The 25465-nt window shown below is 65.6% G+C and carries 31 protein-coding genes; 13 read left to right on the top strand and 18 right to left on the bottom strand.

Annotation, left to right across the window (positions count from 1 at the left end):
• The first annotated feature begins 98 nt into the window (after positions 1-98).
• Entirely contained in the window at positions 99-1565 is a 1467-nt protein-coding gene (locus tag G6N36_RS04305) for a peptide MFS transporter (RefSeq protein ID WP_163685239.1), read from the top strand.
• 10 nt (positions 1566-1575) lie between these two features.
• On the opposite strand, the gene G6N36_RS04300 is transcribed toward G6N36_RS04305, so the two are convergent.
• Positions 1576-2517, bottom strand: a complete 942-nt coding sequence (locus G6N36_RS04300) for a threonine ammonia-lyase (RefSeq protein ID WP_163690395.1) — start codon at positions 2515-2517, stop codon at positions 1576-1578.
• A 77-nt stretch (positions 2518-2594) separates the two neighbouring features.
• Here G6N36_RS04300 and G6N36_RS04295 point away from each other — a divergent pair, with 77 nt between their 5' ends.
• From G6N36_RS04295 to G6N36_RS04280, 4 genes are read left to right on the top strand one after another with little or no spacing between them, the layout of a single operon-like run.
• Positions 2595-3044 carry an acyl-CoA thioesterase gene (locus G6N36_RS04295; protein WP_163685237.1) on the top strand — a complete coding sequence of 150 codons (450 nt, stop codon included), beginning with the start codon at positions 2595-2597 and terminating at the stop codon, positions 3042-3044.
• Positions 3045-3069: 25 nt separating this feature from the next.
• Positions 3070-4107 (top strand): agmatinase, encoded by a 1038-nt coding sequence (gene speB, locus G6N36_RS04290; RefSeq protein WP_372512227.1) that lies wholly within the window; start codon positions 3070-3072, stop codon positions 4105-4107.
• Positions 4108-4142: 35 nt separating this feature from the next.
• Positions 4143-4520 carry a thiol-disulfide oxidoreductase DCC family protein gene (locus tag G6N36_RS04285; RefSeq protein ID WP_163685235.1) on the top strand — a complete coding sequence of 126 codons (378 nt, stop codon included), beginning with the start codon at positions 4143-4145 and terminating at the stop codon, positions 4518-4520.
• 7 nt (positions 4521-4527) lie between these two features.
• The gene (locus G6N36_RS04280; protein WP_163685233.1) at positions 4528-5052 is read left to right on the top strand and encodes a GNAT family N-acetyltransferase; all 525 of its coding nucleotides are present in this window, start codon (positions 4528-4530) and stop codon (positions 5050-5052) included.
• On the opposite strand, the gene G6N36_RS04275 is transcribed toward G6N36_RS04280, so the two are convergent.
• Together G6N36_RS04275 and G6N36_RS04270 are read right to left on the bottom strand one after the other, a co-directional pair.
• Entirely contained in the window at positions 5042-5584 is a 543-nt protein-coding gene (locus G6N36_RS04275; protein ID WP_163685231.1) for a lipoprotein LppJ family protein, read from the bottom strand. The genes G6N36_RS04280 and G6N36_RS04275 overlap by 11 nt on opposite strands.
• Positions 5581-6228, bottom strand: a complete 648-nt coding sequence (locus tag G6N36_RS04270; protein WP_163685229.1) for a TetR/AcrR family transcriptional regulator — start codon at positions 6226-6228, stop codon at positions 5581-5583. Before G6N36_RS04270 ends, G6N36_RS04275 begins: the two co-directional genes overlap by 4 nt.
• Positions 6229-6286: 58 nt before the next feature.
• On the opposite strand from G6N36_RS04270, the gene G6N36_RS04265 reads away from it, so the two are divergent.
• On the top strand, positions 6287-7132 hold the full coding sequence (locus G6N36_RS04265) for an alpha/beta fold hydrolase (protein WP_163685227.1): 846 nt from the start codon (positions 6287-6289) through the stop codon (positions 7130-7132).
• Here G6N36_RS04265 and G6N36_RS04260 read toward each other — a convergent pair.
• On the bottom strand, positions 7129-8013 hold the full coding sequence (locus tag G6N36_RS04260) for a cyclopropane mycolic acid synthase family methyltransferase (protein ID WP_163685226.1): 885 nt from the start codon (positions 8011-8013) through the stop codon (positions 7129-7131). The two genes, G6N36_RS04265 and G6N36_RS04260, sit on opposite strands and share 4 nt — an antisense overlap.
• A gap of 388 nt (positions 8014-8401) precedes the next feature.
• Positions 8402-8701, bottom strand: coding sequence for a putative quinol monooxygenase (locus tag G6N36_RS04255; RefSeq protein ID WP_235689967.1), 300 nt, complete (start codon positions 8699-8701; stop codon positions 8402-8404).
• A gap of 102 nt (positions 8702-8803) precedes the next feature.
• Between G6N36_RS04255 and G6N36_RS04250 the strand changes: the two genes are divergently transcribed.
• Complete coding sequence (locus G6N36_RS04250; protein WP_163685224.1) at positions 8804-9109, top strand: hypothetical protein; 306 nt, start codon at positions 8804-8806, stop codon at positions 9107-9109.
• Here G6N36_RS04250 and G6N36_RS04245 read toward each other — a convergent pair.
• The 3 genes from G6N36_RS04245 to G6N36_RS04235 all read right to left on the bottom strand — a co-directional run bounded on the left by G6N36_RS04245 (position 9051) and on the right by G6N36_RS04235 (position 11446).
• Complete coding sequence (locus tag G6N36_RS04245; RefSeq protein WP_163685223.1) at positions 9051-9950, bottom strand: cytochrome c biogenesis CcdA family protein; 900 nt, start codon at positions 9948-9950, stop codon at positions 9051-9053. The genes G6N36_RS04250 and G6N36_RS04245 overlap by 59 nt on opposite strands.
• Before the next feature lie 12 nt (positions 9951-9962).
• Positions 9963-10466 (bottom strand): disulfide bond-forming protein DsbE, encoded by a 504-nt coding sequence (locus G6N36_RS04240; RefSeq protein WP_163685222.1) that lies wholly within the window; start codon positions 10464-10466, stop codon positions 9963-9965.
• Positions 10467-10564: 98 nt separating this feature from the next.
• Entirely contained in the window at positions 10565-11446 is an 882-nt protein-coding gene (locus G6N36_RS04235; RefSeq protein ID WP_163690393.1) for a TIGR03854 family LLM class F420-dependent oxidoreductase, read from the bottom strand.
• A gap of 107 nt (positions 11447-11553) precedes the next feature.
• Between G6N36_RS04235 and G6N36_RS04230 the strand changes: the two genes are divergently transcribed.
• Complete coding sequence (locus G6N36_RS04230) at positions 11554-12018, top strand: SRPBCC family protein (RefSeq protein WP_163685221.1); 465 nt, start codon at positions 11554-11556, stop codon at positions 12016-12018.
• Between the two features lie 10 nt (positions 12019-12028).
• Here the strand turns inward: G6N36_RS04230 and G6N36_RS04225 are convergent, their stop codons facing one another.
• Complete coding sequence (locus G6N36_RS04225) at positions 12029-12991, bottom strand: alpha/beta hydrolase (protein ID WP_163685219.1); 963 nt, start codon at positions 12989-12991, stop codon at positions 12029-12031.
• A gap of 225 nt (positions 12992-13216) precedes the next feature.
• Here G6N36_RS04225 and G6N36_RS04220 point away from each other — a divergent pair, with 225 nt between their 5' ends.
• Both G6N36_RS04220 and G6N36_RS04215 read left to right on the top strand, forming a co-directional pair.
• Complete coding sequence (locus tag G6N36_RS04220) at positions 13217-13720, top strand: Cif family virulence factor (RefSeq protein ID WP_163685217.1); 504 nt, start codon at positions 13217-13219, stop codon at positions 13718-13720.
• 16 nt (positions 13721-13736) lie between these two features.
• Positions 13737-14240 carry a nuclear transport factor 2-like protein gene (locus G6N36_RS04215; protein ID WP_163685215.1) on the top strand — a complete coding sequence of 168 codons (504 nt, stop codon included), beginning with the start codon at positions 13737-13739 and terminating at the stop codon, positions 14238-14240.
• Here the strand turns inward: G6N36_RS04215 and G6N36_RS04210 are convergent.
• On the bottom strand, positions 14237-16162 hold the full coding sequence (locus G6N36_RS04210; protein ID WP_163685213.1) for a flavin-containing monooxygenase: 1926 nt from the start codon (positions 16160-16162) through the stop codon (positions 14237-14239). The two genes, G6N36_RS04215 and G6N36_RS04210, sit on opposite strands and share 4 nt — an antisense overlap.
• Positions 16163-16310: 148 nt before the next feature.
• Between G6N36_RS04210 and G6N36_RS04205 the strand changes: the two genes are divergently transcribed.
• Positions 16311-17546, top strand: coding sequence for a cytochrome P450 (locus tag G6N36_RS04205; RefSeq protein ID WP_163690391.1), 1236 nt, complete (start codon positions 16311-16313; stop codon positions 17544-17546).
• Here G6N36_RS04205 and G6N36_RS04200 read toward each other — a convergent pair.
• Positions 17509-18834: an NAD(P)/FAD-dependent oxidoreductase gene (locus tag G6N36_RS04200; RefSeq protein ID WP_163685211.1), complete on the bottom strand. Its 1326-nt coding sequence runs from the start codon at positions 18832-18834 to the stop codon at positions 17509-17511. The two genes, G6N36_RS04205 and G6N36_RS04200, sit on opposite strands and share 38 nt — an antisense overlap.
• Before the next feature lie 56 nt (positions 18835-18890).
• Between G6N36_RS04200 and G6N36_RS04195 the strand changes: the two genes are divergently transcribed.
• Entirely contained in the window at positions 18891-19544 is a 654-nt protein-coding gene (locus G6N36_RS04195; RefSeq protein WP_163685209.1) for a TetR/AcrR family transcriptional regulator, read from the top strand.
• On the opposite strand, the gene G6N36_RS04190 is transcribed toward G6N36_RS04195, so the two are convergent.
• From G6N36_RS04190 to G6N36_RS04160, 7 genes are all read right to left on the bottom strand, one after another.
• Positions 19541-20239: an HAD family hydrolase gene (locus tag G6N36_RS04190; RefSeq protein WP_163685208.1), complete on the bottom strand. Its 699-nt coding sequence runs from the start codon at positions 20237-20239 to the stop codon at positions 19541-19543. The two genes, G6N36_RS04195 and G6N36_RS04190, sit on opposite strands and share 4 nt — an antisense overlap.
• On the bottom strand, positions 20236-20673 hold the full coding sequence (locus tag G6N36_RS04185) for a hypothetical protein (protein WP_163685206.1): 438 nt from the start codon (positions 20671-20673) through the stop codon (positions 20236-20238). Before G6N36_RS04185 ends, G6N36_RS04190 begins: the two co-directional genes overlap by 4 nt.
• Positions 20674-20792: 119 nt before the next feature.
• Positions 20793-21194 (bottom strand): cupredoxin domain-containing protein, encoded by a 402-nt coding sequence (locus G6N36_RS04180; RefSeq protein WP_163685205.1) that lies wholly within the window; start codon positions 21192-21194, stop codon positions 20793-20795.
• Positions 21195-21205: 11 nt separating this feature from the next.
• Complete coding sequence (locus tag G6N36_RS04175; RefSeq protein ID WP_163685203.1) at positions 21206-21598, bottom strand: hypothetical protein; 393 nt, start codon at positions 21596-21598, stop codon at positions 21206-21208.
• A 14-nt stretch (positions 21599-21612) separates the two neighbouring features.
• On the bottom strand, positions 21613-22302 hold the full coding sequence (locus G6N36_RS04170; protein WP_163685201.1) for a YoaK family protein: 690 nt from the start codon (positions 22300-22302) through the stop codon (positions 21613-21615).
• A 32-nt stretch (positions 22303-22334) separates the two neighbouring features.
• A complete protein-coding gene (locus G6N36_RS04165; RefSeq protein ID WP_163685199.1) occupies positions 22335-23441 on the bottom strand; it encodes a glycosyltransferase in 1107 nt (368 codons plus the stop codon).
• Between the two features lie 101 nt (positions 23442-23542).
• Entirely contained in the window at positions 23543-24454 is a 912-nt protein-coding gene (locus tag G6N36_RS04160; protein WP_163685197.1) for a dienelactone hydrolase family protein, read from the bottom strand.
• Positions 24455-24472: 18 nt separating this feature from the next.
• Here G6N36_RS04160 and G6N36_RS04155 point away from each other — a divergent pair, with 18 nt between their 5' ends.
• Positions 24473-25396, top strand: a complete 924-nt coding sequence (locus G6N36_RS04155) for an SDR family oxidoreductase (RefSeq protein WP_163685195.1) — start codon at positions 24473-24475, stop codon at positions 25394-25396.
• Positions 25397-25465 lie beyond the last annotated feature (69 nt).

Here is a 25465-nt window from a genome sequence, read left to right as displayed (position 1 = left end):
ACGAAAGGCACTGCACGTTCACGACTGTGCCTTTGCCCGCGCGCCGGGCTGTTTGGATCGGTGGGCCCGATTGGGTCACGAGTGGCAGGGTGACGGCCATGGCAGCGACAGGACATCTGGCGGGCACGCCTGCCGGGCGCACGGTGTTCGGCCATCCGATCGGTTTGACGAACCTGTTCGGGGTCGAGCTCTGGGAGCGGTTCTCGTACTACGGGATGCTGACGATCCTCGGGTATTACCTCTACTACTCGCTCACCGACGGTGGCCTTGGCATGCCCAAAGCCACCGCTACCGGGATCGTGGGCGCCTACGGCGGGCTGGTATACCTGGCGACTGTCCTGGGCGGCTGGATCGCCGACCGGGTACTCGGCATGGAGCGAACCGTCTTTTATGGCGGTCTGGTGGTGATGTGCGGTCACATCGCGCTCGCTTTCTTACCGGGGCTCTCCGGTGTCGCTGTGGGGCTCGTCTTGGTGGCGCTCGGTTCGGGCGCCTTGAAGGCCAATGCGTCGTCGCTGCTCGGCACGCTGTACGAGAAAGACGATCCGCGCTGCGACGGCGGCTTCACGCTGTTCTATCTGGGCATCAACCTGGGTGGCTTCATCGGACCGCTCGTGACGGGCCTGCTGCAGACACGGATTGGGTTCCATTGGGGATTCGGCGCCGCTGCCGTGGGGATGGCGCTGGGACTCACGCAATACGTCGTGTTCCGACGCAACCTCGGCGACCACGGCCGCATCGTTCCGAACCCGTTACCCCGCACCGCGATTGGCTGGTACGCGGGCGTCGCGGTCATCACGGTCGCGGTGACCGCCGCGGCGTTCGTGACAGGTTTGGTCAAGCTCTCCAATCTGTCCCAGGTCACAACCGGGGTGCTCGTTGCCGCTGCGGTCACCTACTTCGTCGTGATGCTGACGAGTTCGAAGGTGGCACCCATCGAGCGGACCAGGCTGCGGGCGTTCATTCCGCTGTTCATCGCCAATGCGGTGTTCTGGTCGTTGTTTCAGCAGATCTTCACCGTGCTCGCGATCTACTCCGACGAACGGATGAACTGGTCGATCTTCGGCTGGACCGCGCCGTCGAGCTGGATCGGATCGATCGAGCCGGTGTGGATCATCCTGCTCTCACCACTGTTCGCGATCATGTGGACCCGGCTCGGCGAGCGCGCCCCGACCACCCCACGGAAGTTCGCCTATGGCGTCATCGGCATGGGCGTGGCGTTCCTGTTGTTCCTGCCCATGTCGGGTACGACGGGTAAGGCCGTTCCCGCACTGTGGGTGCTCGGCATCATGGCGGTGTTCGCGATCTCCGAACTGCTATTGTCGCCGATCGGCCTTTCGGTCACGACAAAGCTTGCCCCAGAAGCATTTCGGGCCCAGATGATGGCGCTGTACTTTTTCTCGGTCGGTGTCGGCACATCGATGTCGGGTGTGCTGTCGGGCTTCTACGATCCAGCACGGGAGTTCGCATACTTCGGCATTCTCGGCGCCGTCGCCGTATGCGTCGGTATCGGCGTATTCGCGTTGTCCCCCTGGATAAGCCGACTGATGGAAGGCGTGCACTGACGCCCGAAAGTCATCGTGCGAGGATGTCGCTCAGCGCACGTGGGTCGACATTCCCACCGGACAGCACCATCACGGTGCGACCGGGTGGCGTCTGACGCCGGCGGTAGGCCGCCAATGCGACCGCGCCACTTGGTTCACTGACCAGATGCGTCCTGGTCGCGAGTTCACTTACGGCACTTTCGATCTCGCCCTCGGAAACGGTGATGATGCCGTCAAGCACCCGCTGCAGATGCGCGAACGTCAACTCCGAGGGTTGCGACCGAAGGCCGTCGGCGATCGTGCGGTTGCGGTCTTCGATCGGCCAGTCCACACGCTGCCCCTTGGCGAGCGCCTCGGCGGTGTCGGCGGCAAGCTCGGGTTCCACGCCGAAGACACGGGCCTGTGGGCACAGCGCCTTGATGGCCGTGCCGATCCCGGAGGCCAGGCCGCCGCCGCTCACCGGGACGAGGACGTTCTCGACGGCGGGCAGATCCTCGGCGATCTCCAGGCCGATCGTGCCCTGTCCCGCGATGATGTCGGGGTGGTCGAACGGCGGAACCAACACCCCGCCCGTCTGCTCGAGCACCTCGGCGGCCACGCGCTCGCGCTGACCCGCTTCGCAGAGCACCACTTCGGCTCCGTGACCGCGAGTGGCGTCGACCTTCACCGCAGGCGTCTCCTTCGGCATGACGATGGTTGCCGGAATTCCGTAGACGGCGGCGGCATATGCCACCGCCTGGGCGTGGTTTCCGCTGGAATACGCGACGACGCCGCGGGTACGCACCGACTCGTCGAGGTTGCCGATCGCACTGAACGCGCCGCGCACCTTGAAGGCGCCGATGGGCTGCAGGTTCTCTGGTTTGATCCACAGCGGACGGTCGGCGTCGGCCCACAGCGTCGGGAGCAACGGCGTGCGTACCACGAACGCGTGAATCCGTGTCGCCGCCGCCTTGATGTCGTCGATGGTCACCATGTCCACGGGTTCAGTCTTCCCGAACGTCGTGCGGGAAGACTGAACCCCGGGCCGAGCCTGCTCGCTAGGGTGAAGCGGTGACCTCGTTTTCGTTGCCGATCACGCCGCGTTACGCCGAGGTCGATCAGCAGGGTGTCGTTTTCAACGGTCACTACCTCACCTGGTTCGATGAGGCGTGCACCGGGTTCCTCGACCATCTCGGCGTCACCTATCCGGGGCTGATCGCGAGCGGGTACGACATCCAGGTGGTGCACAGCGAGATCGACTTCAAGGGCCCGGTCAGGTGGCGTGACACCGTCCGCGTCGAGGTCAACTGCGAGAGAATCGGATCCACCAGCTTCACCCTCGCTTTCAACGTGTTGCGCGGCAAGGACGGCGAACCCGCCGCCGAACACCGGTCCGCGGTACGCGGTCACAACGTCTACGTCGTCGTCTCGACCGAAGACTGGGCCAAACGCCCCATCCCGGCGCTACTGCGCGAAGCGCTCACTTCGGTTGAGCGGCAACCCCATAACGTGTCCGACTGAGCCGGCACATCTGTACGGTCGACGAATGAGCCACGATCACGGACATCAGCGCGACCTTCCGCCGGGGATGATCGAACAGCTCGAGCTCGCCTATGCGGGCGTGGCATCGTTCGGGCACCGACCCTTCCTCACCGAGGTCGAACAGCTGGAGTCGTGGCGACCTGACGTCGCGATCGTCGGGGCGCCGTTCGATGTCGGGACCACGAACCGGCCCGGCGCCCGGTTCGGTCCGCGCGCGATTCGGGCCACTGCCTACGAACCCGGCACCTACCACCTCGATCTCGGCCTCGAGATCTTCGACTGGCTCGAGGTCGTCGACTTCGGCGACGCGTACTGCCCACACGGGCAGACCGAGGTCTCGCACAACAACATCCGGGAGCGCGTGCACGCCATCGCGTCGCGCGGCATCGTGCCCGTCATCCTGGGCGGCGACCACTCGATCACCTGGCCCGCCGCGACCGCGGTCGCCGACGTCCACGGCTACGGCAACGTGGGCATCGTGCACTTCGATGCGCACGCCGACACCGCCGACGAGATCGAAGGCAACCTCGCCAGCCACGGCACGCCCATGCGACGGCTCATCGAATCCGGTGCCGTTCCCGGCAGCCATTTCGTTCAGGTCGGCCTGCGCGGCTACTGGCCGCCACAGGACACCTTCGAGTGGATGCAAGAACAGCGCATGACGTGGCACACCATGCAGGAGATCTGGGATCGCGGCTTCAAGGAGGTCATGCGCGACGCCGTGAACGAGGCGCTGGCCAAGGCCGAGAAGCTCTATGTCTCCGTCGACATCGACGTGCTCGACCCCGCGCATGCACCCGGCACCGGGACCCCGGAGCCGGGTGGCATCACCACGGCGGACCTGCTGAGGTTGGTTCGGCAACTCTGTCGCGAACACGACGTCGTCGGCGTCGACGTCGTGGAGGTGGCTCCGGCCTACGACCACGCGGAGCTGACCGTGAACGCCGCGCACCGCGTGGTATTCGAGGCGCTGGGCGGCATGGCCGCCCGCCGCCGGGATGCCGCACCTGACGCCGCGCCCCCGGGACCACCGGCCCGGTAGCCTCCGGCGAGGACGCCGACGAGGATAATGAGGGCATGTCCGGAACACTGTTCTTCGATGGCAACTGTGGCATGTGCACCCGATCGCGGAACTTCCTGCTGAAACTGAACCGCACCGGCGACCTGCACACCGAACCACTGCAGACACCCGGCACCGCGGAGCGGCTCGGCATCGCCGACTCGAACCTGATGGATTCGGTGCGCTGGCTGGACGCCGAGGGAAACGTGTACTCGGGGGCGGAGGCGGCCAACGCCGCGGTATCGGTCGCCCTCGGCACCCGGATCCCGCTGATGATCTACCGCATCCCCGGCATTCGGTCACTCGAGGAAGCGGTCTACCGCTGGGTCGCCGACCATCGGTACCGCTTCCCCGGCACCACCCCATACTGCGAATCGAACCCGGTCGCCTGCTGAACGGCCGATGAGCCGCACCGATGTAGCGATCCGGCCCGCAGTCACCGACGACCTCGACGCGATCGCAGAGATCTACGCCCATCACGTCCTGACTTCCGTGGCGACCTTCGAGCTGACTCCCCCGAACGCAGACGAGTGGCGCGGGCGCTTCGACGACATCGCCGAGCGCGAATTGCCTTTTGTCACAGCGAGCTTGGACGGCAAGGTGGCGGGGTACGGTTACTGCTCACCGTGGAAGACGCGGCCGGCCTATCGCCACACCGTGGAGGACTCCGTGTACCTCGCGCCGAGCGCGGTGGGGCTGGGCATCGGCGGCATGCTGCTCGATAGCCTGCTCACCGAATGTGACCGCCTCCGAGTACGGCAGATCATCGCCGTCATCGTGGACACGGCCGGCGCCGCAGCCTCCCTTGCGCTGCACCGCAATCGGGGATTCATCGACGCCGGACGGCTCACGTCGGTCGGGTACAAGCACGGCCTGTGGCTCGACACGATGTTGCTGCAACGCAGCATGGCCGAAGTCACAGACTGACTTCCGTCCATGCCGGATTGTCGTGTCGATGGTCCGCCGTGTTGCGGCATTCGCCGTACAACCGCACGGTGGCAAAGCCCACGTCGTCGACGTTGCGCTGCAGCACAGCCGTGACGCCGTCGCTGGTGAGCTTCCGGCCGAAGTGCTCGGCGGCGGCGGGTGCGTTCGCCCAGCCGTCGGCGATCATCGCTGAGGCGACCTCATCCAGGCGGCGTCTCCAATCAACCTGCGGGAGTCTGAAACTCATGTGAAGGACCGCCTGATAGGGCGGCTCGTCTTCGCTGACGCAGGAGATGAAGGCGTAGCCGGCGGCGGCGTCCTTCAGGTGCGCGGTCGCGACGATCTGCCGGGCCGGTCCGACGACCTGGTGCACGGCCTGCTCATCGGTCAAGGGCACGATGTCGCGCTGAAGCGCGTCAGCTTCGAGTCGATCGACGACGATGAACGCAGCCCCCAGGACCAACGACAGCACGAGCGCCGCCAAGAGCAGCCCCCTGGACCGCGGTGTGGAGATCCAGCCTGCCCCGTTCATGACGGCAGCGCACCGCGCCCGGCGATCCCGCTGATCAAGCGCGCGCATACGGCATCCATCTCACTGCGCGCCTGTTCGCGATTTCCGGCGCGGGACACGAACAGCGCTGCTTCGTCGAGCGCGCCGAGTAGCACATGCGCCGTCGGCCGCAACGGCTGTTCGGGGACCGCGCCCTCGGCGATCGCGTGGGCAAGCATGCCCTCGATGATCCCGAGCCCGTATTTGACGCCAACAGCGCGCCAGCGGTCCCACCCCAGCACCGCGGGGGCATCGATCAGCACGATCTGCTGAACATCGGGCGCCGCGCAGCCATCGAGGAACAACCGCGCCCCGACCTGCATCGCCTGCAGCGGATCGAGAGGCTGCAACTCGGCGATCTGCCGCGCGATGTCCTCGACCAGTTGCTGCTCGACCTGCTCATAGACCGCGGCGAACAGGCCGATCTTGTCGTCGAACTGGTGGTACAGCGCACCTCGCGTCACCCCGGCCGCTGCGACGATGGCCTGAGTCGAGACATCGTTGAAGCCCTTGTCGGCGAACAGCTTTCGGCCGGCATCGATCAGCAGCGCGCGCGTGGCGGCGGTGCGCTCGGCCTGGGTGCGCCGGGTGGTCGATGCCCCTGCGGCCCGATCGTTGACTTTCATACAGCCTGCACGTAACTTTCATACCAAGTGTTTGTAAGTTATGGGAAGGATAGCGAACATGCCGCAGGCCGTACTGGATCAAGCGACCATCGAGTACCGCGTGTTGGGTCCGGAGGACTCGCCGCACCCGCCCGTCGTGTTCGTGCACGGAATCCTCGTAGACAGCCGGTTGTGGGACCGCGTGGCCGACGGGCTGGCAAAGCGTGGCTTCCGGTGCTACCTGCCGAACTGGCCGCTGGGCTCGCACACGATTCCGGTCAACGAGGGCGCCGAATTGTCCCCGCATTCGGTCGCGACCATGATCGGCGACTTCATCGTCGAGCTGGGTCTTTCCGACGTCACCCTGGTCGGCAACGACACCGGTGGCGGATTGTGCCAGCTGGTCATCGATGCGTACCCCGACCTTGTCGGCCGACTGGTCCTGACCAACTGCGACGCGTTCGACAAGTTCCCACCGTTCCCGTTCACGCTCGTGTTCGCGCTGCTGCGCGGACCGCGGTCGATCAAGGTGCTGTTCGAGCAGATGCGGATCAAGGCGCTGCGGCACTCGCCGCTCGGCTTCGGCCTGCTTGTCAATCCGGACGCCCGACTGACGGCGTCGTGGCTGGAGCCCGGCCGCACCGACGTCCGGATCCGGCGGGACCTGGCACGCCTGTTGCGCGCAGTCGCCAAGACCGACCTGACCGATGTGTCGACTCGCCTGCCCCGCTTCACCAAGCCGGTCACCATCGTCTGGGGTCAGCGCGACCGCGCATTCACCCCGGCGCTGGGCCGCAGGCTGGCAGCCCTGTTCACCGACTCGACGCTGATCGAGGTGCCCGACGCGAGAACGTTCGTTTCGCTGGACAGGCCGGCAGCGGTTGTCGACGCCGTCGCGAAGATCGGTGCGGGCAGGCTCGCCTAGCTCTTGGCGAGGGTGAACTGGCAGATGTCGGTATAGCCCTCGCGGAAGAGGTCGGCGCAACCGGTCAGGTACTTCATGTACCGGTCGTAGACCTCTTGAGACTGAATCGCGAGCGCTTCGTCCTTGCGCGCCGACAGCTTGTCCGCCCAGATGTCCAGCGTGCGGGCATAGTGCATCCGCAGCCGCTGGGCGCGCTTGAGTTGGAAGCCTGCCTCCGCGGCGTGCTGCTCGACCTGAGACGGCTTCGGCAGATCACCACCGGGGAAGATCTCGTCCATGATGAACTTCGAGAATCGGACGATTCTCATGGTCAGCTTCAGGCCCTTGTCCAAGAACTCCTGGTCTTCGGGCTTGATGATCGTGTGCAGCAGCATCACCCCGTCGTCCGGGAGCACCGCGTAGGCCTTCTTGAAGAAATCGTCGTAGCGATCGCGGCCGAAATGCTCGAAGGCGCCGATCGAGACGATGCGGTCGACTGGTTCGTCGAACTGCTCCCAGCCCTGGAGCAGCACCCGCTTGGTACGCGTGCTGGGCGAGTCGGCGAACACCTTCTCGACGTGGGCCTTCTGGTTTTGACTCAAGGTGAGGCCGATGACGTTCACGTCGTACTTCTCCAGAGCGCGGTTCAGCGTGGCGCCCCAGCCGCAGCCGATGTCGAGAAGCGTCATTCCGGGCTTCAGGTCCAGTTTGCCGAGCGACAGATCGATCTTGGCGATCTGCGCCTCCTCCAGCGTCATGTCATCGCGCTCGAAGTACGCGCAGCTGTAGGTCTGCGTCGGGTCGAGGAAGAGCCGGAAGAATTCGTCGGACAGGTCGTAGTGCGCCTGCACGTCCTCGAAATGCGGTTTGAGACCGCTCGCGTCGCTGGTCGTTTCTGGCAAGGTATATAGCCTCTGACGTTTGATTCTGGAAATTTGCGAAGCCCCCGCATCGGTGCGGTGACCTCCCCCGTCATGTGCGCAGTTTACGCACAGTACATGAGACAACCCCTAACAGCCTCATCGGTGAATCGGCCTGCCGCGGGTCGCCACGTATCTGACGTCAGCGAATATTCTCGCATCGTGGTCCTAAGTCATTGACGGGGCGGGACGCCCACTCGTGTGCAACCGTGCCTATACCCACGTCCACGGCCTTTCAAGCGTCGGCGGTGCCGGTCCGACGGTCGGGTGGCGTCGCCCCTGCCGCGCTGTCCGAACCGGCCCTCAGCAACGCAGCACTCAGACCTGCGCCCAGCGCAACGTCAGCGATTTGTCACAACCACGAGCCGCGTCAACTGAGATTGCGGGCCGCGCCGACGTCGTACTCGACCACCGACGCGGCGAGGATGGCCGCCCCCTGTTCGCCGCCGACACCGCTGCCACGGAACGCCTCGACCGCCGCCTGCGACTCCCAGCGCTCGAGGATGTTGATCCGCCCAGCGTCGACAAGGTCGGCCGATAACGCGAAGTCCAGACAGCCCGCGGTGGCGCGGGCCTGACGGACGACGTCCACGCACCCCGCCAGGTAGTCGTCGCGCCGTGGGGGGTCGACGACGAGATGACCGGCGACGATGACCTCCTGCAAGACCACAATGACCTCCTGTGTGCACCGCGGTGACTGCGATGGAGACTGCGACGACCGACAGAACTCATCGACTTCCCGGAACCGGCGTGCGGTAGTAAGCATGAAGGCATGAACCTGCGAGACGTTTCAGAACTGCGCGATGCCGCCCACGCCGATGCCTCACGCGTGTACGGACAGCCGCACGAGACCGCGGACGGTACGACGGTCATATCGGTGAGCAGGGCGCGCGGCGGCGCCCTTGGGGTGTTTGTCGTCAAAGACGGCCAGGCCGCATGGGTTCCCGCCGCCGACACCACCCGCATCGCGTTGCTGGGCATCTGTGTCGGACTGGTCTCGGCCGCATGCGCAGGCATAGCTATGGTTCGTCGCCCGCCATGGCCCGACTTGCACGGCGATATCTCGTCGCGGTTGTAGTCCTCGCGCGCACGGCCACGAGCACAACTGCGAGCGCGGCCACCAGCGCCACCCACGGCCAGGCTCCGTGCTGATGCGTCCAGCCGGCTATCGCACCTTGTATCCGGCCGGCGGCGGCGATCACTGGATCAGTCGGGTCACCGTCGGCGGCGAACAGACGCACCTCGTAAACGCCGTAATAGCTCACGTAAAGACCGACCACGACAAGCAGCGCGCCACTGATCCGGTTGAGGTGAGGAATTATTCGGCGCATTCGGTCGGCGACGGCTGAACTCGCCACCGCGGCGGCAATGGCCAACGCGCCGACCACCAACGTGAATCCGGCGGCGTAGGCGACGTAGACGAGCGCCCCGCCGACTCGGGAGTCACCCTTGAACGCCATCCCGGTGACCGCGAGGAAAGGGCCGATCGTGCAGGACAACGACGCGACGGCGTAGCCGAGGCCGTAGCCGAACATCGAGCCAAGGCGCGCAGTCGGCGCCGAACGCGTGTGCACCGTCGGAATCAGCGCCGCGAAGTCGCGGCCGAGCAACAACCAGACACCAAGGGCGACGAGGACCACGCCGATGACCACCGTGACGTACGGCAGGTAACGCTGCACCCTGGATGCCGCGGCGATCGTCAGCAGTCCGAACGTGCCGAACACCGCTACGAAGCCGAGCGCCATGGCGCCGGTCGCCGCGACGGCACGGCCTAGCGCAGCGAGCGCGCCGCCCCGTTCGCCGTTGGCGTCGCCCCGCACCACCAGTGCCAGATAGGCGGGCAGCATCGCAAAGCCGCACGGATTGAGCGCGGCGACCAACCCGGCGGCGAACGCCAGACCGATCAGATCGTGGTCCACGCCGATGACCGGCTAGACGAGCGCCGCTACCCGATCGGACAGTTCCTGCAGAGACATCGCCGAGGTCGGATTGTTCACGAACGACGACGAGCCGTCCGCGCGGTAGAAGACGTAGGCGGGCTGCCAGGGCACGTTGTAGCGCGCCCAGATGGAACCGTCGGCGTCGTTGAGGTTCGTGAAACCGAGGTTGTATTTCGACACGAACCCCTCCATGTCCGACACGTCCGAGCGGGCTGCGATCCCGACGAAGGTCACGTCGGGGTTGGCTGCCGCGACCTGGCTGATGCTCGGCGCCTCGGCGTTGCAGAACGGGCACCACGGTGTCCAGAACCACAACACCGCGGGCTTGCCGATCAGGCTCGTGCCCGAGAACGGTGCGCCGGACAGGGTCGTACCGGTGAACTGAAGGCGGTCGTCGGCCAGGGCAGTGGGTGGGCTGACGAGGCCGAACGTCAGCAAGGCGGCCAGCCCGGCGATCAGCACCGACCGACCGGTCCGCAAGAACCGAAGCCTCATTTCGATCTCCTCCCGGGCAAGGTGGCGCAGATGCGGCCTGAGCACACACTCCTACCCACGCTACGGCCGCCGAGATGGTTCACCGCCGAATCGCGTCATCAGTTCTGCCGGGGTAATAATTCGGTCACGAACCGGTCGATGAATTCCGGTGGTCTGGCCCGGCCCGCGGGCCGGATGACGAACTTGCTCAGCCCCGCTTCGAGGTATGCGTCGAGTTGACGGTGCAGGCCCGACCAGCTGTCGGCGACGAATTCCGACGGGTCCACGTCCGGTCTGCGACGGCGAATTGCGGCGGCGACCTCGTCCGGCAGGGCGCCCTCGGACACCGCGAGGTTGATGCCGTAGTGGTCGGCGTCGATTTCGCGGCCCGCCTGCTCGGCCGCCCTTCGGATCTGTTCGCGTCCGGCACGGGCCTCGGCCGGAGTCAGAAAGCTGCCGAGCCATCCGTCGGCCAGCTGTCCGATGCGCCGAAAGCCCGCGGGCGCCGAGCCGCCGAGCCAGATGTCCAGCGCCTTGACCGGTCGAGGGGCGACAGCGACCGAGCTCACGGAGTAGTAGTCGCCGGTGAACGAGACATCGTCTTGTTCCAGAACGGATCTCAGCAGTCGCAACGACTCGTCGAAGACCGCGGCCCGTGCGCCGTCGGGGACGACGAAGATCTCACGTTCCCCCGGGATGGCGGGCCGCAGGCCGAATACCGGGAGCACCCGCCCGGGCGCCAGTGCCGCCAACGACGCCAGCTGTTTTGCCACCAGCACCGGATGCCGGCCCGGCAGCACCGCAACCGAGGTGCCGACCTTCAGGTTGACGGTCCGTGACACTGCGTGCGCCATGCCGATGAACGGGTCCACGGCCTTGCTGTAGACGAGTTCGGAGAACCACAGCGAATCCACCCCCGCCGACTCGAGGTGGTCGACGACGGCGGGCAGTTCGTCCGGGCCGGTTTCAGCGCCCAATCCGACACCGAAACGAATCTTCAAACGCACCTCCCGACTCTGCGCAAATGCTACGGAACGCTCGGTCTGGCCCCTTGCTACCGTGCAACGTGCGTGAAGGCAAAGGCAGTTTTCCGACGGCAGGAGTAGCGATGGACGGATCGGTGACGGTGTCGATGGCGGCTCCCGCGGACAAGATCTGGAATCTGATCGCCGACGTACGCAACACCGGTCGCTTCTCACCGGAGGTGATGGAAGCGGAGTGGGTCGGCTCAGCGACGGGTCCTGCGCTGGGTGCCCGTTTCCGCGGGCACGTCAAGCGCAACGAGATCGGACCCGTCTACTGGACGACGTGCGAGGTCACCGCCTGCGAGCCGGGACGCGAGTTCGGCTTCGCTGTCCTGCTCAACGGCAAGGCGGTGAACAACTGGCACTACCGTCTCACTCCAACCGACGGCGGTACCGACGTCACCGAATCCTTCCGACTCGACGACTCGCTCACCATGAAGCTCTTCTCGATCTTCGGCGGGCAGCTGCGACGCCGCCGCAACATCCGTGACATGCGCAAGACGTTGGAGCGGATCAAGGCTGTCGTCGAGGCACCGGACGCCCCCTGACCGCGGCCTGCTATAGACCGCGCAGACGGCGCACGCGATCACTGATCGCCCGCCGCGACACAGCCGCCTCGTGCGCCAGGGCCTCGAACGCATGGGGGCAGCCCGGGTACACGTGCAACTCCGTCGGAACGCCCGCGTCACCCAGCCGCCGGGCATATTCGATGTCCTCGTTGCGAAACACGTCGAGATCACCGACGTCGATGTACGTGTCGGGCAAACCGGCGAGGTCCTCGGCGCGCGCCGGTGCCGCGTACGGCGAGACGCGGTCTCCGCCGGCGTGCTCGCCGAGCAGCGCGCCCCATCCGGTGAGGTTGTCGTCGTAGGTCCACGTCAGGAATGGCAGCAGATCCGGATTAGGCGTCATGGGCCGATCATCGAGCATCGGATAGATCAGGATTTGTTGTGCGACAGCGGGTCCGCCACGGTCCCGCGCCAGCAGGCACACCCCAGCCGCAAGCCCGCCACCGGCGCTGTCGCCCATCACAGCCAGGCGTGCGGGGTCGACGCCGAGCTCTGCCGAATGTTCGGCCAGCCACACCAGCGCGTGGTAGCAGTCCTCGACCGGCGTCGGGTCTGGATGCTCGGGTGCCACGCGATAGTCGACCACGAGCATCGGCACGCCCGAGGCCGCGACATACTCCCGCACCGCCAGGTCGTAGAGGACGCCGACTTGCTCGAGTCCGAAGATCATGCCCCCACCGTGCAGATAGAGCGCGGCGCTGCCGGGGCCGGGACCACCTGACTGGTGATACCAGGTGAGATCCACGGTTGCGCCGTCCGCAGCGGTCATCGTGTGACTTTCGGTGTCGATGCCTGCGGTCGGTGCCCGTCTGGAGCCGACCAGATCGAACATCCGGTGGCCGCTGATGCGCCGCGCATCGACGTCGCCGACGGCGGCGGGCTCTGACTCGCCGACTTCTGCGAACAACGGCGCCATCTCCGCGAGTACCTGCGCGTCGATACCGAGTGTCATGGCAGCGACAGTAACGCGGATGAAGGTGACGACGACGGGAACCGAGGCAACTCTGGATCCGATCGCCGATGCAAATGCTGTTGCACTGTGCAGCAGCCGCTTTCGTACGGTCGACGTTGCCTGGCCTACCGAACGACTACTGAAGGGCTGAAAAGCCTCCCGGGTCCAGCTTCCTTTGGTAGAACAGGTTCTAGTTTCATTTCGCGAGCCGAGGGAGTCACCGCGATGAGCAAATGGTCACGTGAAGAACTCGAAGAGGCCTGGCGCCGCTACCAGGAATCCGTCGTCGACGTCGGAAAGACTTGGGACTGGTCCAGTTACGCCGACCATTTCACCGAGGATGCGCGCTACGTCGAGCATGCACTGGGGAACATGGAAGGCCGCGAGAACATCCGCGAGTGGATCGTCTCGACGATGAACACCTTCCCCGGCAGCGAGATGCCGACATATCCGGTCGAGTGGTATTCGATCGACGTCGACAAGGGCTGGGTCATCTTCAAGAACATCAACACGATGCGGGATCCCGGCGACGGCAGCGTCCACGGCGCAGGAGTCATCACCGTGCTGGAGTACGCCGGTGATGACAAGTGGAGCTACGAAGAAGACGCGTACAACCCGATGAACTTCATGCTGATGATCCATCAATACATCCAGCGCAGCCACGAACTCGGGACCATTTCCGACGACGCCAAGGCATTCGCCAAGAACATGAACTGGGAACTGACCTGACGTTTAGGAGAGACATATGAGTCGGTGGTCACGCGAGGAGATCGAGGAAACCTTCCAGCGTCACCAGGATCTGGTGGTCGAGATCGGCGAGTCGTGGGAGTGGGCGCGCTACGGCGAACTGTTCACCGAGGATGCGACCTACGTCGAACATCTCTACGGCAAGATGGCGGGACGTGACAAGATCAGCGAGTGGATCGCGTCGACGATGGACACCTTCCCCGGTAGCGAGATGCCGTTCTACCCGGTCACGTGGTACTCGATCGACGTGGAAAAGGGTTGGGTCTTCAGCGAAATCATGAACCGGATGAAGGATCCCGGGGACGGTACCGTCTATGAGGCTCCGTGCATCACGATCTTGCGGTACGGCGGCAACGGAATGTGGCACAACGAAGAGGACGCCTACAACCCGACGAACTTCCTCCCGATGGTCCAGGGCTACATCCAGCGCAGCCACGAACTCGGCACCATCTCCGACGACGCCAAGGCATTCGCCAAGAACATGAATTGGCAACTGGCCTAACGGATCACGAAGTCCTTCGGATTCGGCTCTCGCGTCCAGGTCCAGTAGTCGACGAGGCGCCACGGGCTCAGTGTGTGGATTTCGCCGAAGCTGTTCTTGAAGAACGAATGCTTGATGGTCGGCTGTGACCACACCATCTTGGCCATCTCGGCCTGGCTGCGCTCATGCCAGTCCGTCGTCTTCTCAACCGTCGGCTCGATCGTGGCGTGTCCGCCTTTGATGAGCAACTCCAGACACTCGCTGATGTAACGCATTTGGCACTCGGAGTGGAAGATCAGGCTGCCACCGCTTGCCAGCCAGGTGCCGGGACCGTTCATGCAGAAGAAGTTCGGAAAGTCCGGGATCGTGATACCCAGATACGCCACCGGCCGCTCCCCCCAACGCTCGCTGAGGATCTCACCGTCCCGACCGCGAATCGTCATGGGCCACAACATCTTGGTGTGCTCGAAGCCGGTGGCGTAAACGATGACGTCGGCCGGATATCGGGTGCCGTCGTCGGTGACGACCGCGTCGGCTTCGATATGGTCGATACCCGTGCGCACCAACTCGACGTTGTCTCGGGTCAGCGTTTTCAGCCAGCTGCCGTTGTCCTGCAGGGTGCGCTTACCGGTCGCCGGATAATCGGGCACGACCTTGGCCACCAGATCGGCGTCGTCGCCGACCTGACTGGTGATCCACTCGGTGAACATGAGCCGCGTGATCTCGTTGATCTCGCTGACGGCTTTCTCCTGGTCGGGGTAGTCCGGGTCGACGCGCGCCGCGTCCAATCCCTTGTCGCACCCCGGCCAGAAGATCAGGAAGCGGTACCACCGGCCGTAGAACGGAAGGTGGCGAAGCGCCCACTGGACACCGGGCCCCACCTTCTCGTGGTAGTTCGGATTCGGGAACATCCATTGCGCGGTGCGCTGAAACACGGTGAGACGGTGGACGTCCGGAGCGATGGTCGGGGCAATCTGGAATCCACTGGCGCCCGCGCCGATCATCGCGACGTTCTTGCCGCGCAGATCGACCGAGTGGTCCCATTCGCTGGAATGAAACGCCGGTCCGGCGAAATCCTGTTGGCCGTCAATCGACGGTGTGTGCGGCCGATCGAGCTGTCCGACCGCGCTGATCACCGCGCGGGCGGTGAGCTCCTTCGTCCCACCGTCCCGGTCGCGAGCGCGGACCGTCCACGTCGCGTCGGCGTCGTTCCACGAAGCCTCCGTCACCTCGGTTTCCCAGAGGACGTGCGGCTCGATGTCGTACTTCTCCATCACACCCTGGAAGTACGACTGCAGCTCCGGCTGCTCGGCGAAGAAGTGTGTCCAGTGATCGGTCGGCTCGAAGCTATAGCAATAGAAATGATTACCGACGTCGACCCGCGCGCCGGGGTAGGTGTTCGCGTACCACGTCCCCCCGACACCGGCGTTCTTCTCGACGATCGTGAACGGTATCCCGGCTTCCTTGAGCCGGATCCCCGCCAGCAGTCCGGATTCACCGCAGCCGATCACCACGACGGGAAACTCTTCGCGGGCGGATTCGGCCACCTCGCCCGTGGCCCTGGCGTCGCGGCCGTCGAGCTCCATTTCCTCGAGCACCATCGGTACGTACTCGGCGGGCACCGGCTCGCACACCAGCCACTGCATCATCTCGTGGAGCAACTCGGCGCCGACGGGTTCGGGCTCCGGGCAGCCCCGGTCGCGGTAGTCCGCGATGACCTCGAGGGCGATCTTGCGGACCGCGGCCTTGTCCTCTTCGGACATGTAGCCCTGAACTTCGTTGAGGAACAGGCCCGCCGGCTTCAAATCACCGCGGATCAGCGACGGGTCGCCGGACATGTGCACCAGCGACAACATCAGGGTCGGGATGCTGACGTCCAGCAACGCTTCGGCTATTTCGTCGTCCGTCGCCGTAAAGGGTTGTCCGGCATGTGGGTTACGCACGGAACCTTTGTACCGCGAGGAGTCGTGAAAACCCCCATTTCGGGGGCAAATTGGGGGGATTCGCGTCTGCTCGCGCTCGAAGCGGCTTACGCTCCGAACTGTGGGTATCGCGACGAAAACGAACGGATCAGCTCCCCCGGACGTGCCGATGTCGGACATCGACCTCGGCGATTGGAAGTTCTGGGTCCTCGACGACGATATGCGCGACGGGGCGTTCGCCACGCTGCGACGCGAGGCGCCGGTCTCCTTTCATATGCCGCTGGAAACCCCCGGCGTGGAAGCCGGGCCGGGGCATTGGGCGGTGACCCGGTTCGACGATGTCCACTTCGCCAGTCGTCACCCGCAGATCTTCAGTTCCAGTCCCGGTATCACCATCAACGACGCCAACCCCGAGGTGTCGGAGTTCTTCGGCTCGATGATCGCCATGGACGACCCGAAGCACCTGCGATTGCGCAACATCGTCAGCAGGGCGTTCACCCCTCGGGTCGTCGCTCGCACCGAGACGTCGGTCCGGGAGCGGGCACGCCGCCTGGTCGAGAAGATGATCGCCGAGCATCCCGACGGGACGGGCGAGGTGGTGACCGAATTGGCAGGCCCGCTGCCGCTGCAGGTCATCTGCGACATGATGGGCCTCCCCGAGGACGACCACGATCAGATCTTCCACTGGACGAACGTAATTCTCGGATTCGGCGACAAGGACATCGCCACGGACTACGAGGAGTTCGTCAAGGTCGCCATGGACATCGGCGCGTATGCGACCGCGCACGCCGAGGATCGCAGGGCCAACCCGCACGAGGACCTGACGACCGCACTGGTGCAGGCCGAGGTCGAAGGTGAGCGGTTGACTTCGGCCGAAATCGCGTCGTTCTTCATTCTGCTGGTGGTCGCGGGCAATGAGACCACCCGCAACGCGATCAGCCACGGCGTCCTCGCGTTGACCCGGTATCCCGAGGAACGCGCACGGTGGTGGGCGGACTACGAGGCGCTGGCGCCGACGGCCGTCGAGGAGATCGTGCGGTGGGCGTCGCCCGTCATCTACATGCGGCGCACGTTGACCGAGGACTGCGAGCTGAGCGGCACCAAGATGGCGGCGGGCGACAAGGTGTCCCTCTGGTACTGCTCGGCCAATCGCGACGAGAACAAGTTCGCCGATCCGTGGACGTTCGACGTGGGCCGCAACCCCAACCCGCATGCCGGGTTCGGTGGCGGCGGTGCGCACTTCTGCCTGGGCGCCAACCTCGCGCGCCGCGAGATCAGCGTCGTCTTCGAGGAACTGCACCGCCAGATTCCCGACATCGCCGCGACAGAAGAACCTCGGCGACTGTTGTCGCCGTTCATCCACGGAATCAAGCGGCTGCCGGTGTCCTGGACGCCACCGAGATGAGCTCCTGACGACTGGGCCCTTCGGGTGGAGTCGGCCGCCATCCGCGTGAGTAGATCTCGCGAGCACGTCGCTCGACCGGCAGTAGGGTGTCGGGCAAGCCGTCCATGGTGATGTATGGCGCGACGGCCTCGGTGAGACGCGGGTCGGCCTCAGCTGCGGCAACGATCAGATCTGACGGCAACCGGCGTCCGAGATCGATGTCACCACCCGACCACCGACGAATCCGGTCACTGTCGACGACCTGGTGGTCGGCGAACCACGGCTTGATGTTGGCGGTGCACCAGGCATCAAATTCCGTTGTCACGCTTACGATGTCGTCGTTGTTGCCAGTCAGCAGCCTTAACAGGTGACTGGCCTGCATGAAGGCCAACGCGATGCCGCGGCCGGCCAACGGCGTCGTGGTGCACACGGAATCTCCGACAGAGATCAGCCCGGGAAGGGCTGGGCGACCGGAATCGTCGAGCTGACCGCGGTAGTGGTTGTACAACCGACCGCCGGCCAGGACCGGCATGATCGGCAGCGAGCGGTCGGAATCGACCCAGTCGGCCAGTCCCGGGATCGCGCCCACCGCAGCCTCGAACACCCCGTCATGCCGGAGGCGGTGCAGACGACGATCCGCGCCATCGTGGATGATCGTGACCGTGAACGTGTCGTTGTCGTGCAGGAACGTCACCGCTGCGTAACCGGGAAAGTTGAGAGACAAACCGATCACTGAATTCATCGGGCCAGGACGCGCACCCGGTCGCAACCGATATTGCCGACTGACGTAGGCGGCCCCGCAATCTGCGCCCTCACCGCGGCTGCGCGCCGCGCCGGCGATGCGGCCCGCACGACCCGAGGCGTCGATGATCAGATCGGCGTCCAGCGCATCGGCCCCGACCCTGATTCCGACGGCGCGTCCTCGCTGAACAACCACCTCGGTCACATGTCCCTCAACAAGGCGTATCCGGGGGTCGCTGGTGGCACGGCGCCATAGCTCGCGCTCGAACACACTTCGGCGGCAGTGCAGCGCGGCGGCTCGGCTGTTCTGACCCGACGTCCTCACCACCGAGGCGCCTGCCGAGAGCAAACCGGCCAGCACGTCAGGCATTTCGGCATTCAATGCGTCGACCACCTGCCCGCGAAAGCTGTGGGCATGCTGAAACTGCATCACTCCCCTACGCCGCCACTCCGCGTGGTCCGGTGGCCCCGGGTCGCGGTCGACCACGACGACCTCGCGTCCACGGCGAGCCAGCGCGATCGCGGTGAACAGCCCGGTGGGGCCTGCGCCGACGATGATGGCCTCCATACGTGCTCCAATTGAGGTAACATTCAATGTAATGAATAGACAAAGGCTTACCTAGAATGTCCCCGGGTGTCAAGCGTGGCTATCGATCGGACTTGCGCGCGGCGCAGGCGCTCGAAACGCGCCGGGTCATCGTCGCCACGGCTTCTGGGCTCTTCGCGGCGCGGGGCTACGGGGCGACGACCGTCGACGCCGTCGCGGAAGCCGCGGGAGTCAGCCGCAAGACGGTGTTCACTGCAGTCGGCGGCAAGCTCGACCTTCTCAAGACCGCGCTGGACTGGGCGGTGACCGGCGACGACCGACAGCTGGCGCTGGCGGATCGCCGCGACCTCCGCGAACTCCTCGAGCAGGCAGATCCGGGGAAGCTGATCACCGGCTGGGTCGACGTTTTGGTCGATATCGACATCCGCGTCGGCCCCCTGATGCGCGCGCTCGAGATCGCCGCGAACGGGGACACCGAAGCGCAGGACTTGCTCGACGAGTCGCAGCGGCGGCGGCTAGCAGGTGCACGCACGATCGTGCGACGGCTGGCCGCCCTCGGCGCGCTCAAACCCGGACTCAACCAGAACCAGGGTGCCGACATCGCCTGGCTGGCCTCGGACCCGCTGCTGCATGACCGGCTGGTCCGCACGCGAGGGTGGTCGCGGGGCCGATTCGAGCAATGGCTCGCCGAATTTCTGTTGGAGCAGTTGATCGGCAAGTCAGTCGACTAGCGGGCTCCCACCAGGTTGGCGAGTGCCGCGATTGGCGTGTCGTCGAGGTGCTGGCACAGATCGATGGCGTCCTCGAACACCTGATGGGCCCCGGCCTCCTCGAGTTCGCACTTCGACACTCCGCCGCTGAGCAGCGCAATGGCGAGCACACCGGCGCGTTTGCAGGCCTCGACGTCCCACACCGCATCACCGACGAACACGGCGTGCGCGGCCTTTACCCCGGCACGCTCGAGTGCGACGTTGATGATGTCGGGCTTCGGCTTGGCGGTGTCCACATCGGCCGACGATGTCATCGCCGACACCAGGTGATCGCACTCCAACACGTCGCGCAGGATGGCGAGCTCGTCATCGGGCGCCGACGTGGCCAGCACAACCTGCACCCCTAGCTGATGAACGGCTTCGAGAAGCCCCCGCGCACCCGGCAGCGGCCGCAACAGCGAGGCGCTCTCCTTGTAATACCGGGAATGCAGGTCCTTTGCGCGCTCCTGGACATCGTTGTCGGCGTCGCCGGTGAGCGTGGAGACGAGGGTGGTGCCGTCCATGCCGATCAAGCGGTGAATCCGCCACGCGTCCACCGGAATTCCGACGTCGGCGAAGGCGCGGGACCACGCCTCGACGTGGTGGTAGTTCGAGTCGACCAGGGTGCCGTCGATGTCGAACAGCACCGCTGCCGCGGGTTTCTTGCTCGGTGTCACGAACGCAGATGCTCCTCCGTCGCGGGACGCTGCTGCGACGTCGTGGGCATGTCGGCACGCACTTCGTCTGCCTTGCCGGGGGCGGTGTCGGCAGTGCTGCCCTTCGGATCCAGCTGGTCAGCCCGCTCACGGTGCGCATCGAGTTCCTCGCGGGTGGTATCGACCGCCTCACGGTGGCTACGCGCGTTGTTCTGCAGGCGCGCGGCCTCGGCGGCCTTCGCCTCCGCCTCTGCCTGCGCGGCTTTCGCTTTCGCCTCGGTCTCGGCGGCCACGGCTTCGCGCTTCTCGAGATGCTCTGTGCGCTGACCGATTTCGCCCCGCAGCCGTTCGGCTTCGGCACGCCGGCGTGAGTTGCGAACGGTCCACGCGACAAACGCGATGACAACTATCGCCGCGACAGCGACAACGATCCAGATTATGGCGTTGCTATCCATGTCGGCTCCTTCGAATTGCCCCGGGTCACGACGATTAACGAACCCGCTAATTCTGCGGATGCCCGTCCGTCGATACGTCTAAACCGCAGCCGGACGAAGGAACCGGATGCCGGCCCGGCTTACTGGACGATCAAGGTGCCCTTCATGGAAGGGTGATACACGCAGTAGAACGCGTACTCTCCCGGCTCGGTCGGCGCGGTGAGTGTGCCCTGCTCTCCGGCGTCGACGTGCACGTCGAACTTGCCTTCGGACTCAGACGTCACGGAGTGCTCGGCCGAGTCGTCGTTCGTGAGCGTGATCGTCGCGCCCGGTGCGACGGTGATCGGATCACCGAAGCTCATGTTCGCCATCGTGATCGTCGGGCCCGACGCCTCGGTGGTGCTGCCGGTGGATTCTGGGCTCGCGGTCGCCGTCGCGGTGCCGCTATCGCCCTCTGAGGTGGTGTAGCTGGATTCGCTGCCGCACGCGGCGATCGCGGCTGCCAGGCAGATGGCTACGCATGCCAGCAATACTTTCTTCATCGTGTCTCCGTTTAAACCGTCGCGGTGAGAGGCCCGACCGGCGTGCACACCGGCTGCGGCGGATTCCCGGTGTTCGCGCATCCCCGGCCTGTCGAGACGTAGGTGGCGCCAGGCTCGTGCGGCGCGTAGTAGACCTGCGCGGGCAGCACTCCGTTGCTCGACTGGCATATGGGCGGGTTGGGGCTGCCCTGCATCTGCAGACAGGCCACCGAGAGGTAAACGTTCGATCGCTCGCACGCGCCCGGCGAGATCGTCGCGGTGACCATGCTCGTGCCCGACACGTCCACGACCTGCGGCGGTGACAAATTGTAGGTGCAGGTGGGCGGGGGTTCGGCGACGGCGACGGCAGTGGAGGCAAGCGGCAGCGTCGCTGCGGCGAGAAGGAACGTCAGCGACCGGATCATCCCTGGATCGTAGATCAACGCAGGTAGTGCTCATCGACGATGAACAAACAGAGTGTGATGGCCAGGAATCCGGCAGGCAGCCAGATCGCATGCACTCCCCACGCGACGCTGGCGAACGAACCCGCGAGGGCCCCGAGCCCGAAGACGGTGATCAGCGCACCATAGACCCCGAAGGCGCGCCGTGACTCCGCGTGTTTCTCGACGAACGCGTCATACCCGGACTCCATGAGTCGCATCAGGTTGCCCGTGGTCGCGACCGGCAGATAGGCCAGGTCACCGATGTTGCGGAACAGACCGATCTGCATGGCCGCCAGGAACGAGATCGGCACGGTCACGTAGCTGTGGGGTACCGAGGCGGGGACGAAACCGATGATGCCCAGCGAGACGGCCTGCACGGCCATGGTCCAGCGCAGAGCGTGCGGGACGAGGCGCTCGACGCGGCCGGATTTGATGTGCGATGCCAGCGCCATGCCGACGATGAACGCGAGCAGCGGCCAGACGTGGGCGAGCGCCGCGGACCACTTGCCTTCCGATGTGTTGATCGCGCCGAAGATGACGTTCGCAGTCTGCACGTTGGCGAACACACCACCACGCGCAATGTAGGTGTACGCGTCGAGGTATCCGTTGGCCACCGTGAGCAGCAAGGCGAACCACAGGGTGCGGGTTCGCTCGATGTCCTGTGGGCCGGTCGGCACGCCACCCATGCCGACAACCTAATCTGTGTCGCCGGGGCGACCTAACCCGCACCCAGCGCGTTCAGCATTCCGGTGGCAGCTCGCGACCAGGTGAACTGTTCTGCTCGGCGTCGTGCATCGTTGCGCCGCAACCGCTCTGGACGGCTGATGATTGTCGTCACCGCCTGCGCGATGGCATCCGGGTCGTTGTCTGCTGCGGCACCACTTTCGGCGGTCAGAAGTTCCGCGAGCGCCGACGTCCGCGAAACCACCGCCGGCGTACCGCAGGCCAACGCCTCCAAGGCGGCAAGGCCGAACGTTTCGTGCGGACCCGGCGCGATCGCGACGTCGGCGGTCGCCAGGATGGTGGCCACCGTGTCGCGGCACCCGATGTAACCGGTGAAGTCAACGGGCAGGCGGGCGGCCTGGCGTTCGAGCCTGGCGCGCATCGGGCCTTCACCGACGACCACGAGGCGGGCGTCCACACCCGAGTCACGCAGGGAGGCAACGGTATCGATGCTGCGGTGCGCATGCTTCTCCACCGATAGACGGCCGCAGTGCACCAACAACGTCTGCTCCGGGCTGGCCCACTGCTGGCGGACCGAGCTGGATCGTCGGCTGGGATGGAATTGGTCGAGGTCCACGCCGAGTGGCACCGTGACCACGTTCGTGGCGTCGATCCTGTCGAACTCCTCACGCGCGAACGCCGTGGTGCACACGACCGCGTCGTAGTTCTCGGCGGTGCGGCGGTTGGCGGCGTCGGCGATCGAGCGGGCAGCACGCGCCGGAAGCACCTGCCCGACAAGGCGATCGAGTCGCTCATGAGAGATCATCACCGTCGCGACATCGAGCTGCCTGCCCCAGTCACCGAGCGAGCGCAGGGTGAGCCGATCGGATACTTCGAGTGCGTCCGGCGCCAGTTGCGCCAGCAGTTCGGTGACGGGTCCGGGCAGCACGGCACGATATCCACCGGTGAACGGGATGAGCCGAGCCGGCAGCGAGATTCGAACGACTCCCGACGGCAACTCGTGCCATTCGAAGGTTCGGCCCGGCACCACCAGGAAGACGTCGTGTCCGCGTGCACAGTACTCCGCACCGAGACGATCCACTGCCGTGCGCAGACCTCCCGAACGCGGGCCGTAGAAATTCGCGACCTGTGCTACCCGCATGAGCTGAATTTGACCCGGACGCATGTGCGGTCAACAACGCGACATCAACCGGTGGGATAACACACCGTGAACACCGTGAGTGACCGTGTCGGTAGGGCGACTCAGGCGACGTGCGCGGTGAACCAGTCCTGCACCCGACGCCAGGCATCCTCGGCCGCGGTGGCGTTGTACCGGTCGCCGGTGTCGTTGAAGAACGCATGGTTGGCGTCGGGTTCGGTGACCAGTTCGAATTCCAGGCCAGCCTTCTCCAGGGCCGCCCGCGCGACCGGCTCGGTGGCGTTGACACGCTGGTCCTGGGCGGCGTAGATACCCAGTACTGCAACATCTTTGGAGCCGGCAAAATCCGGGTTGTCGGGCGTCGGACCATAGAACGGCACGGCGGCGGCCAGCCGCGGCTCACCAGAGGCCAGCAATCGCCAGACGAAACCGCCACCCATGCAGAAGCCGACCGCGGCGACCTTCTTGCCCGGCACCCGGCGCTGGAGTTCGTCGATTCCCGACTTCAGATCCGCCAGGGCCGCTTCGGGCGGCAGCTTGCCCAGGGCCGCCGTGGCTTCGGCGGGATCGGCGAACGTGCCCGTGCCTCCCTGCGCGGACAGCAGGTCGATCGCCAGTGCGGAGTAGCCGATGCCGGCGAATCGCCCGGCCACCGAGCGGATGTAGTCGTTGAGTCCCTTGTTCTCGTGGATGACGAGGACTCCCCCGCGCGGTTCGGCGGCGGGCGCCCAGGCCGCCTGCAGTTCCCCACCGGGTCCGGCCCAGGTGATCGGCGTAGACGGGACGGTGTTCTCCGATCCTGGCGGCGATGCGCTGACGGTGGCCGGCTCGCTCGACGTCGCGGGCGCGTTCGATGTCGGCTGCTTGTTCTCGCCGCACGCCGTGATCAACGCGGTCGCCGCCGCAGTGCCGACGCCGAGCAGTGCCAGCCGGCGCAAGGCTTCGCGTCTGGACAGCAACCCGTCGACGTGATCGGTGGCGATTTCTTCTGCGATATACCGCTGTAACGGGGTCACTTTCGCAAGTATGCACCTATGGACTGGACTCCGGATGCAGATGCACTGCGCGGCCGGGTGGCCGTGGTGGCCGGAGCCACGCGCGGGGCCGGACGCGGTATCGCGGCGGCGCTCGGTGAAGCCGGGGCGACGGTGATCTGCACCGGCCGCAGCAGCGTGTCCGGCAATGCCCGATCCGACTACGACCGCCCGGAAACCATCGAGGAAACGGCCGAACTCGTCTCCAGCCTGGGCGGCACCGGAATCGCATTGCAGGTCGACCATCTCGACGTCGACGCGGTGACCCGTCTCGCGGACCGTATGCGCAGCGACCACGGCGCGATCGACATCCTCGTCAACGACATCTGGGGCGCGGAGATCCTCAAAGGCGGCCCACCGCTGTGGAACCGGCCGATCTGGGAGCACGACCTCGCCGACGGTCTGCGGATCCTGCGGCTCGGTATCGACACCCACCTCATCACGTCGCACTGCCTGCTGCCGCTGCTGGTGTGCCGTCCCGGCGGGCTGCTCGTCGAAGTGACCGACGGGACAAAGAGTTTCAACGACGACAACTACCGGTTGTCGGTGTTCTACGACCTGGCCAAGGTCGCCGTCAACCGGCTCGCCTACAGCCAGGGCCACGAGCTGGCGGGCTTCGGTGCCACCGCGGTAGCCGTCACGCCCGGCTGGCTGCGGTCGGAGATGATGCTCGACAACTGGGGCGTCACCGAGGAGAACTGGCATATCGCACTGGACCCGCTGCGCTCCGATGGGCCGGTCGCTCCCCCGTCCTTCGCCGCGTCGGAGACACCCAGATACGTCGGACGCGGGGTGGCCGCGATCGCCGCCGACACGCGCCGGTCACGCTTCAACCAGCAGTCCGTCACGTCGGCCGACCTCGCGCGTGAATACGGTTTCACCGACCTGGACGGCCGTCAGCCCGACGGCTGGGCGTCTGGATAACCGCAGCTCAGAACGCAAAGTAGACAAAATTCGAAATCTGTTCACGGATTTCGTTGACACCTGCCGGTC

This window comes from Mycolicibacterium gadium (genome assembly GCF_010728925.1).
GTDB classification, from domain to species: domain Bacteria; phylum Actinomycetota; class Actinomycetes; order Mycobacteriales; family Mycobacteriaceae; genus Mycobacterium; species Mycobacterium gadium.
Note: the sequence above shows the minus strand (reverse complement) of the source record. Positions and strands in the feature narration are given on the sequence as shown.